General features: G+C 37.3%; 11 protein-coding genes. 6 read left to right on the top strand and 5 right to left on the bottom strand.

Annotated features, from left to right (window positions below; genetic code table 11):
- Positions 1–129: 129 nt before the first annotated feature.
- The gene (locus GVN22_RS17285) at positions 130–831 is read right to left on the bottom strand and encodes a molybdopterin-dependent oxidoreductase (RefSeq protein ID WP_166552268.1); all 702 of its coding nucleotides are present in this window, start codon (positions 829–831) and stop codon (positions 130–132) included.
- A gap of 298 nt (positions 832–1,129) precedes the next feature.
- Between GVN22_RS17285 and GVN22_RS17280 the strand changes: the two genes are divergently transcribed.
- From GVN22_RS17280 to eutC, 4 genes are all read left to right on the top strand, one after another.
- A complete protein-coding gene (locus GVN22_RS17280; RefSeq protein WP_166552267.1) occupies positions 1,130–2,506 on the top strand; it encodes an ethanolamine ammonia-lyase subunit EutB in 1,377 nt (458 codons plus the stop codon).
- A 448-nt stretch (positions 2,507–2,954) separates the two neighbouring features.
- Positions 2,955–3,221, top strand: coding sequence for a hypothetical protein (locus GVN22_RS17275; protein WP_166552266.1), 267 nt, complete (start codon positions 2,955–2,957; stop codon positions 3,219–3,221).
- Complete coding sequence (locus GVN22_RS17270; RefSeq protein WP_166552265.1) at positions 3,184–4,083, top strand: YitT family protein; 900 nt, start codon at positions 3,184–3,186, stop codon at positions 4,081–4,083. The genes GVN22_RS17275 and GVN22_RS17270 overlap by 38 nt, the downstream gene beginning before the upstream one ends.
- Positions 4,084–4,305: 222 nt before the next feature.
- Positions 4,306–5,061 carry an ethanolamine ammonia-lyase subunit EutC gene (gene eutC, locus GVN22_RS17265; RefSeq protein WP_166552264.1) on the top strand — a complete coding sequence of 252 codons (756 nt, stop codon included), beginning with the start codon at positions 4,306–4,308 and terminating at the stop codon, positions 5,059–5,061.
- Between the two features lie 154 nt (positions 5,062–5,215).
- Here the strand turns inward: eutC and GVN22_RS17260 are convergent, their stop codons facing one another.
- Positions 5,216–5,884 (bottom strand): metal-dependent transcriptional regulator, encoded by a 669-nt coding sequence (locus tag GVN22_RS17260; protein ID WP_205690939.1) that lies wholly within the window; start codon positions 5,882–5,884, stop codon positions 5,216–5,218.
- Positions 5,885–6,465: 581 nt separating this feature from the next.
- Here GVN22_RS17260 and GVN22_RS17255 point away from each other — a divergent pair.
- Complete coding sequence (locus tag GVN22_RS17255) at positions 6,466–7,776, top strand: Nramp family divalent metal transporter (RefSeq protein ID WP_166552263.1); 1,311 nt, start codon at positions 6,466–6,468, stop codon at positions 7,774–7,776.
- A 247-nt stretch (positions 7,777–8,023) separates the two neighbouring features.
- Here the strand turns inward: GVN22_RS17255 and GVN22_RS17250 are convergent, their stop codons facing one another.
- From GVN22_RS17250 to GVN22_RS17240, 3 genes are all read right to left on the bottom strand, one after another.
- On the bottom strand, positions 8,024–8,860 hold the full coding sequence (locus GVN22_RS17250) for a phytoene/squalene synthase family protein (protein ID WP_166552262.1): 837 nt from the start codon (positions 8,858–8,860) through the stop codon (positions 8,024–8,026).
- A 100-nt stretch (positions 8,861–8,960) separates the two neighbouring features.
- The gene (locus tag GVN22_RS17245) at positions 8,961–10,430 is read right to left on the bottom strand and encodes an NAD(P)/FAD-dependent oxidoreductase (protein WP_166552261.1); all 1,470 of its coding nucleotides are present in this window, start codon (positions 10,428–10,430) and stop codon (positions 8,961–8,963) included.
- A 475-nt stretch (positions 10,431–10,905) separates the two neighbouring features.
- A complete protein-coding gene (locus GVN22_RS17240) occupies positions 10,906–11,418 on the bottom strand; it encodes an RNA polymerase sigma factor (protein ID WP_166552260.1) in 513 nt (170 codons plus the stop codon).
- 376 nt (positions 11,419–11,794) lie between these two features.
- On the opposite strand from GVN22_RS17240, the gene GVN22_RS17235 reads away from it, so the two are divergent.
- Entirely contained in the window at positions 11,795–14,122 is a 2,328-nt protein-coding gene (locus GVN22_RS17235; RefSeq protein ID WP_166552259.1) for a TonB-dependent receptor, read from the top strand.
- The last annotated feature ends 24 nt before the right edge of the window (positions 14,123–14,146 follow it).

The raw sequence follows: 14,146 nt of genomic DNA, 5'->3' as shown, positions 1-14,146 counted from the left end.
TGCAAAGCATTGCGTCGCTACAAGTAAAATTCAAATAGAAAATAATCACTCAACCACTCAATTACAAATCACACAATTAGTATTTGTACCTTAATGAAAACTCCGCACTCTACACTCCAAACTCAACACTTAACTATATCTATCATTGCGCCAAGGATAGGCTGTGTTTGAGTACCCTCTTTCTTCCCAAAAACCTAGCTTATTAGCAGATAAAAATTCGATTCTTTTGATCCATTTTGAGCCTTTCCAAGCATATAATTGTGGGGTAATCATACGCAAAGGACCTCCATGTTCTAATGGTAATGGTTCTCCTTCGACAGTATGTACGAGCATCACATCGGGTTTGAGAGCCTCCTCCAACGATATATTGGTCGTATAGGTATCATAGCCATAACACATCAAATGCGTGGCAGTTTCTTTAGGTTGCACCAAAGCCGCCAAGTCCATCAAACGCACGCCACTCCAAGACATATCTAGTTTTGACCAAGTAGTCACACAATGAAAATCAGAAATATCGTCGGTTTGAGGAAGTGCCAAAAAGTCCTCCCATTTCAGGGCCACAGGATTCTCTACTTCGCCATCAATAATTAAGCGCCACTTGTCCATCGGAATTTGTGGATGATAACCCAAGTCAAGCACAGGCCACTTTTGTGTGATAGTTTGTCCTATGGGTGTTTGAGGCATTCCATGGCGATTGATTGGCCCTCGTCCCATCGGATTTGGATCAGCCATAGATGGAGTTTCCTTCATTTTCTCTTCAAAACGAGCTTTGAGTTTCATTCTCGCTTCAATGATTTTATCTAATTTTTCAGGATTTTGTTCGCCTGTCATACGCTTTGTTGGCTATAGGTAAAAATAGTTATCAGTTAATAGTGTATTCGTTATTAGAGGATATTTATCATCAAAAAATAACGTTTTAATATAACATAGAAAAAGTTATGTTTGGAGAATTCTTATTGACTGATTAGTCTAATCAGCTCTTCGAGGATAAATTTATTCAATTGAAAAACAGAATCAAACTCAAAAAGTTTTTAAATTAAGTCAAAAAGAAAAGCAATATGTCCTTAATACGAAGCATAGGACTTCTTTTTCATTAATCTCTTCCTTTAAGTCACCACAGTCTTACGATATGTTTCAACAAACGATTAAATACAAAACCTATCAATTTGCCGACCTCAAAACGCTTATGGCAAAAGCTACCCCCAAAAGGTCGGGAGACGAACTGGCTGGTGTGGCTGCCAACAGTGCCGAAGAAAGAGTAGCCGCCCAAATGGCCTTGGCAGAAGTTCCATTGAAGGTTTTTCTCAACGAAGCACTTGTTCCCTACGAAAAAGATGAAGTTACTCGTCTGATTATCGATACACATGATTTATCAGCCTTCTCCCCTATAAGTCATTTGACGGTCGGTGATTTTCGAAATTTCCTTTTATCCGAAAATACCACGACGGAGGTTTTACAACAAATCAGTAAAGGCATAACTCCCGAAATGGCAGCAGCAGTATCTAAGCTGATGCGAGTACAAGATTTAATCAATGTTGCCTCCAAATGTAGTGTCGTTACCAAATTTAGAAATACCATTGGCCTGAAAGGGCGTTTTTCGACGCGTTTACAGCCCAATCACCCTACTGACGATTATCGTGGCATAGCAGCCAGTATGATTGATGGTTTGTTTTATGGCAATGGCGATGCCGTCATTGGCATTAATCCTGCTACCGATAGCGTGCCTACCGTTATACAACTGGTTTCGATGTTGGATAGTGTCCGTCAAAAATTTGATATTCCTATTCAAACCTGTATTTTGAGTCATATTACCACAACGATAAAAGCCATAGAAAGAGGTGCCCCAATCGATTTAGTATTTCAATCTATTGGAGGTACGGAAGCAACCAATACTTCTTTTGGGGTAAATCTAGCCATATTAAAAGAAGGTTATGAAGCAGGATTGTCGCTCAATCGTGGCACAGTCGGTAATAATCTCATGTATTTTGAAACAGGGCAAGGCTCAGCCTTATCGGCCAATGCACACTGGGGGCTAGATCAGCAAACTTGCGAAACAAGAGCTTATGCGGTGGCTCGCCACTTTAATCCACTACTCGTAAATACTGTGGTGGGATTCATTGGACCTGAGTATTTATTTGATGGAAAACAGATTATTCGAGCAGGCTTAGAAGATCACTTTTGTGCCAAATTATTGGGCTTACCTATGGGTGTGGATGTTTGCTATACCAATCATGCCGAAGCCGACCAAGATGATATGGATACCCTCTTGACATTACTCGGTACGGCAGGTTGTAATTTTATCATGGGCGTTCCTGGCGCTGACGATGTGATGTTACATTACCAAAGTACATCATTTCACGATGCTCTCTATATTCGTCATTTATTAGGACTAAAACCAGCTCCTGAGTTTGAAGAATGGCTACTCAATATGAATATCGTTGATGATAATTTTAGATTAAAAAGTATCTCTAGCGAACACCGTCTTTTACAACAATCAATATCTTAAGTTGTGTAAATTAGGCAACAGGCAAAGAGTTTTAATTCGGTAACCTAATGAATTCAAAAAAGCTTTGGGGCTTAGTATTAATGCAATTTTATATGGCGAATTTACTTAAGTTAGTGGGCAAAATTAAACTTAAGATTATGCTTGAGGCTTTCAGGTAACGGCTTTCGACGGTGGGTTTTGGAAAAAAGTATGGCTGTGGGTAATAAAAAATATTTTAACACTCTGTGCCTATTGCCTAGTGCCTAAACACATAACTTAAATCTTATTCTGCACGATTACTTATATTGATAGTATTCTTCTGATTACGAACACTTTCCACTAACGGTTACACCAGTAACTTTTAACTTTATCTCATATTAGAATACTATTAGAATAGGGTAATCCACGGAGTTATTACTCCAAAATCAGCGTTACTAATATACGTTAAGCAGTCAAACCCTCCATTTGTATGAAAAGTCTCATTTCAAAAAGTATTCTTGTATTACTTAGCTTAGCTACTTTAAGCTGTGATCAAATTCAGGAAAAATCTTTAGAAAATGTCAAGAAAATAAAAGAGTCCGTCCCTGAATACACCGTTGTGGTGATTGACGGATGCGAGTATCTTCGACTTGAACATACACATGGGTATGCCAGCTTAACGCATAAAGGAAACTGTAAAAACCCTATTCACATCTACAATGGTACAAAAAATTCTCCTCAAAACCCTAGGCATTAATGAATATAACCCTGCACAAAGCGTCAAGAACGTTTCTCTGATTGCCTTAGGTGTGTTACTCGCAGGAATTGGTCTCAAAGGATTTTTACTTCCCAATAGCTTTTTGGATGGGGGCGTAATGGGTATGTCTTTGTTGATTAACATCACAACTGATATTCCGCTTCCTTATTTAATTGTTATCGTAAACCTTCCGTTTATATTTTTAGCGTATAGCCAAGTATCTAAATTTTTTGCTATCAAAACACTTTTAGGTATTGTTGGGCTTGCGATCTGTATCGCTTTTATCGAAATCCCCCTCGTTACTTCTGACAAACTCCTGATTGCGATATTTGGAGGGTTCTTCCTAGGGGCTGGTATTGGTATGTCTATCAGAGGTGGTGGCGTATTGGACGGAACCGAAGTATTAGCCTTGTATATTAGCCGTAAAACGGTTTTATCGGTAGGTGACGTCATTATTATTATCAACGTGTTGATTTTCTCAGTTGCTGCTTTCTTAATTAATATCGAAACAGCTTTGTATGCCATGCTTACTTATTTGTCGGCTTCAAAAACGATTGACTTTTTGATTCATGGTATTGAGGAATACACGGGTGTGACAATTATTTCTGAAAAAAGTGAAGAAATCAGAGTGATGATTATCGAACAACTCGGACGTGGTGTAACGATTTTTAAAGCGAAAAGAGGTTTTGGTAAAAGAGGGCGTAAAGATGAAGACTTGGATGTAGTTTATACGGTATTGACTCGTTTGGAAATCCAAAAACTCACCAACGAAATCGAAAATATTGACCCAACTGCCTTCGTCGTACAGCAAAGTCTCAACGACGTAAAAGGTGGTATGATTAAGAAATTACCATTGCATTAATTGAGTAAATTAGTGATTTGTGACTGAGTGGTCAGAGCTTTTCAAACTATTGTAGATTGGGGATTTCTGATTTCGGAAATATAGAAAGATACCTTTATTTTTCACAAAATCTAACTACACAAGTACGTGCCACTTGTGAAACTCAATTCTCAAATATAAATAACCTATATTTATTGTCGTTTCACTCAATAAATCACTCATTCACAAATCACTAAATGAATTATGACAACAGAAAAACAACTGGTTCAGACTGATATTTGGGATTTTTTGCAAAGCTATACCTCTGCTCGTATCGCTCGCGGACGTGCTGGACATAGCTTACCTACCAAAGAACTCCTCCAGTTTCAGGCTGACCATGCTCAGGCGCGTGATGCTGTGTATTCTTCTTTAGACATACAAAATATTCAAGATAGAATTTTGCATGAGACTGTTGTATTACAAAGCAAGGCTAATACTCGTGCGCAATATTTACAGCGTCCAGATTGGGGAAGGCAATTGTCTGATCCGTCCAAACAAATATTAAAGGACATAGTTGATACGCCTCAGGATATTGCTATTGTCGTGGCTGATGGTTTATCTGCCAATGCCGTAAATACTCATGCTATACCTGTGGTAAATGGTTTATTGAATGTATTGATTCAGCATCATTGGCGTATTGCTCCTATTGCTTTGGTAGAACAAGGCCGAGTAGCCGTCGCTGATGAAATAGCGAGTGCCTTCAAAGCTGAAATAGTACTTATTTTGATTGGTGAGCGCCCCGGACTGAGTTCTCCAGATAGTATGGGAGCTTATTTGACATATCAGCCGAGTGTAGGCATTACCGATGAAAGAAGAAACTGTGTATCTAATATTCGTCCTGAAGGGTTGAATTATCCTGCGGCTATCGAAAAAATACTCTATTTACTCACCGAAATGAAAACACAGCAAATCAGTGGGGTAAATTTGAAAGACGAAATGCAAGGGAAGCTTTTATATTGAGTGATTTAGTGGTTGAGCGAATGAGTGATTGTTTTCATTAGAATTTTACTGGTAGAGACACAATGCTTTACGTCTTTACTGATAGAATATAATTTTTAACATAATCGCTCATTCACTCAACCACTAAATCACTCATTTCTCAATGTCTCATGTTTTATTTTACCACCTTTACCAAAAGGTTTTTAGCTACTTCATGACTCATAAATTGTGGATTGGCTTGGGCTATTTGTACAGATAAAGACTTATCAAAATCATTGATTTCTAAAATGTACAATTCCGAACCTAGACTTATGCCTAATTTGGCTACATACTGCAAAAATGCAGAAGAGTGCTCCGAAACACCCATCATCAACACGCGCTCTCCTTGTTTGACTTCTGATAAATTTTGATAAGTCAGTTTGGGCATTCTTCCATTAGGATCTGGAATAGGGTCACCATGTGGGTCAAACTTAGGAAAACCCAAAAACTCATCTAACTTTTCAACCAACTCCTCTGAGTCTATATGCTCTAATTGCTCAGCAATATCGTGTACCTCGTCCCAATTAAAACCCAATTTTTCTACCAGAAACACTTCCCATAAACGATGCTTACGAATCACTTTGAGTGCCACCTGTTCGCCAGCTTCTGTTAAACGCACCCCTTGGTATTTTTGATAATTAACCAAATGCTTTTCTGACAATTTGCGAAGCATATCCGATACCGACGCCGCTTTAGTCTGTGTGAGTTCAGCTACGGCATTGGTACTAATATCTGCATCGGTTTCGGCAGAAAGTTTATAGATTATTTTCAGGTAGTTTTCTTCTGTGAACGAAGTGATTTGCATGAATTTTATAGTTATACTTCTTTGAAAAGGGTTCGTTGATGCGTTTTCCAAAGAAATGAGTAGTTGTCAAATAACAAAATTTAGAATTTAAGTAAAAAGTTATTAGTTAATAGTATATCAGTTATTGGAATGCACGCATAATTAGAAAGATACTGTCAAAGTATGCTACAGATATATTATTAATTTCATCCTTCCTTTTACTTATCACACAGATACAATTACTTGATTTATGAAAAACAAATCCTTCTTTCAGTAAACTAAGCCTTTAACTATGCTTTTAATTTATACAAAGATAATTTTTTACTTGAACAAAAGTAAATTTTAGACTAATCTAAAAATTTGTTTTGAATTACAAAAAATACATTTTAAGTTTGTTAAGTATTTAGTAATAGCTTGGAGCTCAAAGTTTAGGATAACTACTTAGCCCTTGATTCAAAAGTAAGAAACAGTTTTCCGAAAGCTTAAAAGCCTCAAATGGATTGTAAAAACCCAATAGCTGTTTTTTTGAGATTTTAATCTTAGAAATCAGCTACTCAATACATAAACACTCTCAAAGATTAAAACCTAATATTACCAAAACTATGAGTTGGAAAAATGAACAAGTAACACCTTCTCTCCCTGAAGTATATGCCTCGATAGATGTACCCAAAACGGGTTCGTTCTGGCGTAAGCTTTGGGCATTTACAGGACCAGGATTAATGGTCGCCGTTGGCTATATGGACCCAGGTAACTGGGCTACTGACATAGCTGGTGGCTCCAAATTTGGATATACTCTTCTTTCAGTTATTCTCATTTCTAATTTGTTTGCGATGCTTTTACAACATTTATCGCTCAAATTAGGAATTGCCACAGGCAAAGATCTTGCTCAAGCGTGTCGTGATGCTTACTCAAAACCCACGGTTATCGCCTTGTGGTTACTGTGTGAAATTGCCATTGCTGCTTGTGACTTAGCCGAGGTAATTGGCTCTGCCATTGCTCTAAATCTGCTATTCGGAATGCCTCTAAGTATTGGAGTTGTAGTGACGGTATTAGACGTTTTAGTATTGTTATATTTCCAAAACAAAGGGTTCAGAATGCTGGAAAGTATTGTAGCGGCCTTGATATTCATGATTTTCCTTTGTTTTTCTTACGAAATAGCCGTTTCACATCCTTCGTTTTCTCAGATTGTAGGTAATCTTGTTCCAAAAAAGGAAATCATTTTAAACCCAGATATGCTCTATGTAGCCATTGGGATTTTGGGTGCTACAGTAATGCCACACAATTTGTACTTGCATTCAAGTATTGTACAAACACGTGATTTTGAAAAATCGGCTGAAGGAAAGCGTTCTGCAATCAAATTTGCTACGATTGATTCTACTATTTCACTTGGATTTGCCTTTTTTATCAACGCTGCCATTCTGATTGTATCGGCGGCGGCTTTTCACACTTCTGGCAACCAACAAGTAGCAGATATACATGATGCCTATCACTTGCTCGACCCTGTATTAGGTGTAAAAATGGCAGGTATTTGTTTTGCGGTAGCCTTATTAGCTTCAGGACAAAATTCTACTTTGACAGGTACCTTGGCTGGACAAATTGTGATGGAAGGTTTTTTAAACTTACATTTAAAACCTTGGTTACGTCGCCTAATCACTCGTTTACTAGCAGTCATTCCAGCATTGATTGTAACCTTGATTTACGGAGAAAAAGGAACGGGAGAGTTATTGGTTTTGAGTCAGGTAATACTATCGCTTCAATTGAGTTTTGCGGTAGTCCCACTTGTGATGTTTACAAGTTCTAAGAAGAAAATGGGAGAATTTGCCAACTCGAAATTGGTACAAATAACTTCGTGGGTAGTATCGATTATAATTATTGCTTTTAATATGTATTTACTTTGGGATACATTGATGTAATCAATGTTATTGAGTGAATTGTGAATGAGTGGTTGAGTGATTAATTTTCAATTTGTATTCACAGCAGAGACGCAATGCTTTGCGTCTTAAGCCGAGTCCGACATAGCATAGTAGCATGAAAAAGGCGATCGAAAAACAATTTTCGACCGCCTTTTTTCACGCTAAAATTAGTTTGGAATTCAAGATATGGCATCTATACTGGCAATAACCACTCAATTAGCCATCATAATAAAATATACCTAACTCATTAAAGCACATTTAACCTAAACTGAAAATAGGTTTTTGCAAGCAAAGCAACCTTCTGAAAATCAGGCACTCTAATTCTCTCATTCTGAATTTTTGATGCTGGACAACCTTTTATTTTATCAAACAAACGAAGATAATATTTGTAAGCTAAGTACACGCCTGCTTTGGCACCTTTAGGCAAATTCATGATACCTCTGTAAGCAGCATCAAAATCGGCCTGAATATCATCCTCAATAAGTTGTTTATCCTTAAGAGTAAAATTGGTAAAATCTACATTAGGAAAATAAGTTCTACCTCTTTCCTGAAAATCTGATTTAATATCACGCAAGAAATTTACCTTTTGAAATGCCGAACCTAGACTTCTGGCATCATCCTTCAGCGCTTGGTACATCTCGTTGTTTCCTTCACAAAATACTCTTAAACACATCAAGCCCACCACCTCTGCTGAGCCGTAAATATACTCTTCGTAGCCCACTTGATTATATTCTGATTGATACAAATCCATTTCCATAGAGTGTAAAAATGCCTTAATCAAATCATGGTCGATTTGATATTCATTTACCACCATTTGAAACGAATGTATTACTGGATTAAGGCTAATTTTATCTTCAATTGCCTTAAAAGTATCATCTCTAAAAGTGCTCAACAACGTTTTTTTATCAAAACCATGGAAAGTATCCACAATCTCGTCGGCATAGCGTACGAAGCCATAAATCGCATAAATAGGGAAATGAAAACGCTTGTCGAGCGTTTTGATACCTAGTGTAAACGAAGTACTGTAATACTCAGTGATGAGCTTACTACATTCGAAAGTCGTGGTGTTATACAAATCCATCATGTCCTTAAAGCATCATTGCATCAAAGCCAAAGCCTTTTTGCCGTTAAAGGTTTAAAAGTGATTTAGTAATGTTTAGTAAGTATGTGGTTGGGTGATTTTTCTATCGCATCTCCTTATCCAATTCGTTAGCTACTAATAAGCCTGATATCAGAGAGGGCGGAACTCCAGGACCTGGCACTGTCAGCTGACCTGTATAATAAAAGTTTTGTATCTTTTTATTTTTCAAGGTTGGCTTCAACAAAGCTGTTTGCATTAGGGTGTTTGCCAAACCATACGCATTACCTTTGAAAGCATGATAATCTTGCTTGAAATCATGATGTGCATAGCTTCTTTTATAAACTACAGCATCTCGAATCGAGGTACCGCAGTATTTTTCAAGACGCTCCATCAAAATATCATAATATTTTTCTCTCATTTCATCTGTATCTTCCAAATCTGGAGCTACAGGAATTAATAAGAATATATTTTCACAACCCTCAGGGGCAACACTACTATCTGTTACTGAAGGTGCTGAAGCATAAAATAAGGGCTTCGAAGGCCATTTCGGTTCAGTATAAATTTCGTGTGCATGAAGACTAAAATCTTCGTCAAAAAATAAATTATGGTGTAACAACTTTGGAATACGCTTGTTGACCCCCAAATAAAACAATAAAGACGATGGAGCCATCACTCGTTTATCCCAATACTCTTCATCGTAGTTTCGATACTTTTGTCCTAAAATTTTATCCTCAACATGATGATAGTCAGCACTAGCTACTACGGCATCAGCATCAAAAGTACCTTGATTAGTAATAACTTGTTTGGCTATGCCATTGTTTACTACTACCTTTTCTACCTCCTGATTATAGGATATTTTTACACCTTTCTCTTCTGCCAATGCTACCATTCCTTGTACAATTTTGTGCATACCCCCCATCGGATACCATGTGCCTAATTGCATTTCGGCGTAATTCATCAAGCTATACATTGCTGGAGTATTTTCGGGCGTAGCTCCCAAAAACAGAATAGGAAACTCCATCAATTTTAATATTTTATCGTCTGTAAAAAACTTACGAATATGCTTAGCAAAAGACTGAAATACGTCTAATCGAACTACATCATATAATAGTTTTACACTTACAAATTCTGAAATACTACGAGAAGGTTTCCAAACAAACTTATTGATCCCTACTTCGTATTTGTATTCGGCTTGTCGAAGAAACTCTCTAAACTTTGCACCACTACCAGACTCCATTTCTTCAAATAACGCTTCAAGCTTATCGACTCCAGCAGGTAATGCGATGGTTTCGTTTCCTTCCAAAATCACAGCGTACGAAGGGTCAAGACGCACTAAATCATAATAATCAGAAGTTTTTTTGTTGAACTTGGCAAAATAGTTGTCAAAAATATCAGGCATCCAATACCAACTTGGTCCCATATCAAATGTAAAACCCTCTGCCTCAAAAACTCTTGCACGACCACCCGCCATGCTATTTTTTTCTAGAATCGTAACGTCATAACCTTTATCGGCCAAGCCAGTTGCGGCGGCTAAACCCGAAAATCCCGCTCCAATTACAATTACTTTTTTCATGTATAGTTTTGTTTAAGTATCCAAATCAGCAATTATTCTGTTTGTGGTTTTGAGATAGATACTTTTAGGTAGTTAAAGTTCTTAAGAGTGATTGAGATAGAAAGTGTCTAGTCAAACTAATGCCATACGATACAATTTTACCTTTTACGTCTAAATCTACGTAGGAATTTTATTTCGTTGTGCAATTCTTGTAAAATGGTATTGAGAAATCTTAGAATAGAAACTTTATACTGTAATAAACTGAGAAGCCTAAAGAATGTTTTGTAAAAGGTTTAGTTTTTAAAAATTAAACAAAAACAAAAAAGTCGAGCAAGCGCTCGACCCTTTGCAACTTTCTTCTGTTAACCAAAAAACTAATCAATTATTTCACAATTGTCGTTTTTGGAGTCAATACTTTTGGTGTTGATGAAGTGTAACTCCAGCTAGAACGACTTGTCCTAATTAATTTTAGGCACCAAGTTACAACGTTTAAGCCTTAATTCCAATAAGCATACATGTGAAGCTTATCTTTTAATTCCTTTCTGGCTATATGAATACGATTCTTAACAGTACCAATTGGAATGTTCAATTTGTCGGCTATTTCATGGTATTTAAAGCCTCTGAAATACATCACAAAAGGCATACGATATGCCTCATCTAACGATTTAACGGCATTTTCTATATCATTAAGAGCAAAAGCACTTGCTGCACTGTTGTCGGTGCTTGATTCTAAAGAGTTGATATAATGCAAGTTATCAGAAGTATCAATGAAGGTATTTTTACGAACCATTTTTTGATAATTCGTAATAAAAGTATTTTTCATGATAGTGTACAACCATGCTTTCAAGTTGGTACCTTCTGTATATTTATCTCTGTTGGTGAATGCCTTCAACAAAGTGTCCTGTAACAAATCATTTGCATCTTCGTAATCTCTAGTCAACTTCATAGCAAACGGTTTCAATGACTTTGAAACTCTACCTATGTGGAATGAAAATTCAATAGCAGTCATAATCGTGTTGAGTTTATTTGTTGATTTGTTTAACAAATATATTACAACATTAAACAAACTTCAAAACTTTTTCGAATAAATTTTATATTAAAATTCAATTAGAATTAATAGCCAATAAGGCTTAAATCAAGTATTTATCAAAAAACTGCAAGTTTCAGAAATGCCTAAAAAAGTTCAAAAATTTAGAAAAAAGTTTAACAACAAGCCAATTTTATTAAACAAAGCATTTTGTTTAAGTTTATACCCTTAAAAAGTTAAACAAAAATCTCCTCTCTTCTTAAAAATATCCAAATTTCAGAATCTCTTTAATTGCAACTTTGTTGCAATTATTAGCCTGCCAATTATTATCTTTGTTTACCAACAATTATCGACAAACGTGAAAAAACTTTTTTTTATACTTACGGTATTGCTCAGCTTTGGGTTGAACATTATTGCACAAAATACAACTAATTGTAACTGTACTCTCAAAGGTGTCGTACACGAGACCAATGCACACAATCCAATTCCAGGGGCTGTGGTGTATTTGAAAGGCACAAAATATGCTGTATTCACCGATGCCAAAGGTGAGTATCAATTTCCAAAACTTTGTCAGGGTGCTTACACGCTTGTATGTCAGGCGGTGGGTTTCCAAAAGATAGAGGTTCCCATTAACTTAACTCAAGAGCATTCTAAAGAGCTTACCCTTGCCAACGATGACGAACATTTGCAAGAAGTAGTAGTTTCAGGAAAAAAAACCGAAAATCAAACCAAAGCCAAATCAGTTATTGAAGGTAGCGATCTTGCCGAAACTCGTGGACAAAGTCTTGGCGAAGCCCTCAAAGCTGCAACAGGCGTAACCACACTTCAAACAGGTAGTAGTATTGCCAAACCCGTAATTCATGGGATGCACTCAAATCGTGTATTGATTCTTAATAACGGGATTCGTCAGGAAGGGCAACAGTGGGGTAGCGAGCATGCTCCCGAAATTGACCCGTTTATGGCACAAAAACTTACGGTCATTAAAGGTGCTGCGGGTGTTCGCTATGGCTCCGATGCTATTGCTGGCGTTATTATGGTAGAGCCAAATCCCCTACCCGATTCGGCAGCGATTCATGGTGAAGCCAATTTGGTAGGTTTTTCTAATGGTCAGCAAGGGATTGCCTCTGGAATTATTGAGGGAGGGTTTCCGAAGAAAAAAGGCTGGGCGTGGCGTTTACAAGGCACTTACAAAAGAGGTGCCGACATCAAAACTGCCGATTATTATTTAGCCAATACTGGGATTCAGGAACGAAATTTTTCGGCAACAGTTGGTTATAATACCGCTCACTGGGGAACAGAAGCCTATTTTAGCTACTTTGACACTCAATTAGGAATCTTTTCTGGTTCGCATATCGGCAATATTACAGACTTACTCTCTGCCATTAATAGTTCACGTCCCAATAGTGACTACACGCCTACTTCGGCGAGCTATACCATCAATCGTCCTAATCAGGATTTGGCGCACAATCTCTTTAAAATAAAATCTTTTTTAGTAAGTGAAAATCTTGGAAAGTGGCAACTGACTCTTTCTCGCCAATATGACTGGCGTTTGGAGTATGATGTACCAAGAGGAAATCGGACATTGAATACGCTCAATTTTAAACTCACGACTTACCAAGCTGAGCTATTGCTCGACCACAAACCGCTTTGGAATACACTAAGTGGTACAGTTGGCGCAAGTGGTATGTATCAAGAAAACCTTTCTTCTTCATACGAACTCACCAAACCGCTTATCAATACCGTATTAATTCCAAACTATCAGACTAAAAGTGGAGGAATCTTTTTGATTGAACGTTGGGTTAAAAATCGTTGGGAACTTGAAGGTGGTCTGCGTTACGATATTCGCTCCTCAGATGCTTATGGATTAGATGCTTCTAGTAAATTATTCAACTATTCTTTCACCTTTAATAATGCTTCCTCAACAATTGGCTTTGCATGGAATAGTTCGGAGTCATTATCGATTAGAGGAAATGCGGCTATTGCTTGGCGTGCACCTAATATGAATGAATTATTCTCTAATGGAGTACACCATGGTGCAGCAGCTTACGAAAAAGGCAATATAAATCTACAGCCTGAAGTAGCACATAATTTTTCAGTTTCTGCCGAATACTCTGGAAGCAAGTGGGCATGGGAGATTAGCCCATATTTGAACTTAATCAACGACTTTATTTACCTAAAACCTCGTGTAGAAAATGGCGAAATCCAAACAGTATTGTCGGTAAGAGGTGCATTTCCAGCTTTTGATTACACGCAGGTGGACGCTCGTTTTGCAGGTATAGATGCATCTGTCAAATATTTGATTTCAAAACATTTTACCATTACTGAAAAATACTCAATGGTAAGAGCCAAAGATACTCGCAACGATGTTTATATGGTCAATATTCCTGCCGACCGTTTGGAGAGTAGTCTGCGTTATACTTTTGGGAAAAATCAAGCTTATGTGAGTCTAACCAATTTATTAGTAGCTCGTCAAACTCGCGTAGAAGCCAATAGTGATTTCTTGGCACCTCCTTCTGGTTATAGTTTGTGGAGTATGAATGCTTCGTATCCTTACAAAAATTTCACTTTCGGTCTGGGTGTAAGTAATCTGCTCAACAAATCTTATCGAGACTATATGAATCGCTTCAGATATTTTACCGACGAAATGGGAAGAAATATTTCGTTGAGAGTGCAGTATAGATTTTAAAATAGGGGTTAGGGGTTAGGGGTT

The organism is Cellulophaga sp. BC115SP (assembly GCF_009905545.1).
In the GTDB taxonomy this organism is placed as follows: domain Bacteria; phylum Bacteroidota; class Bacteroidia; order Cytophagales; family Spirosomataceae; genus Flectobacillus; species Flectobacillus rivi.
The sequence above is the reverse complement of the archived record's forward strand: the minus strand, read 5'-3'. Positions and strand labels throughout refer to the sequence as shown.

Coding starts and splice junctions, on each gene's coding strand:
- GVN22_RS17285 (WP_166552268.1), bottom strand. CDS start 831: ATGACAGGCGAACAAAATCCTGAAAAATTAGATAAAATCATTGAAGCG.
- eutC (WP_166552264.1), top strand. CDS start 4,306: ATGACAACAGAAAAACAACTGGTTCAGACTGATATTTGGGATTTTTTG.
- GVN22_RS17280 (WP_166552267.1), top strand. CDS start 1,130: ATGTTTCAACAAACGATTAAATACAAAACCTATCAATTTGCCGACCTC.
- GVN22_RS17275 (WP_166552266.1), top strand. CDS start 2,955: ATGAAAAGTCTCATTTCAAAAAGTATTCTTGTATTACTTAGCTTAGCT.
- GVN22_RS17270 (WP_166552265.1), top strand. CDS start 3,184: ATGGTACAAAAAATTCTCCTCAAAACCCTAGGCATTAATGAATATAAC.
- GVN22_RS17240 (WP_166552260.1), bottom strand. CDS start 11,418: ATGACTGCTATTGAATTTTCATTCCACATAGGTAGAGTTTCAAAGTCA.
- GVN22_RS17250 (WP_166552262.1), bottom strand. CDS start 8,860: ATGATGGATTTGTATAACACCACGACTTTCGAATGTAGTAAGCTCATC.
- GVN22_RS17255 (WP_166552263.1), top strand. CDS start 6,466: ATGAGTTGGAAAAATGAACAAGTAACACCTTCTCTCCCTGAAGTATAT.
- GVN22_RS17245 (WP_166552261.1), bottom strand. CDS start 10,430: ATGAAAAAAGTAATTGTAATTGGAGCGGGATTTTCGGGTTTAGCCGCC.
- GVN22_RS17260 (WP_205690939.1), bottom strand. CDS start 5,884: ATGCAAATCACTTCGTTCACAGAAGAAAACTACCTGAAAATAATCTAT.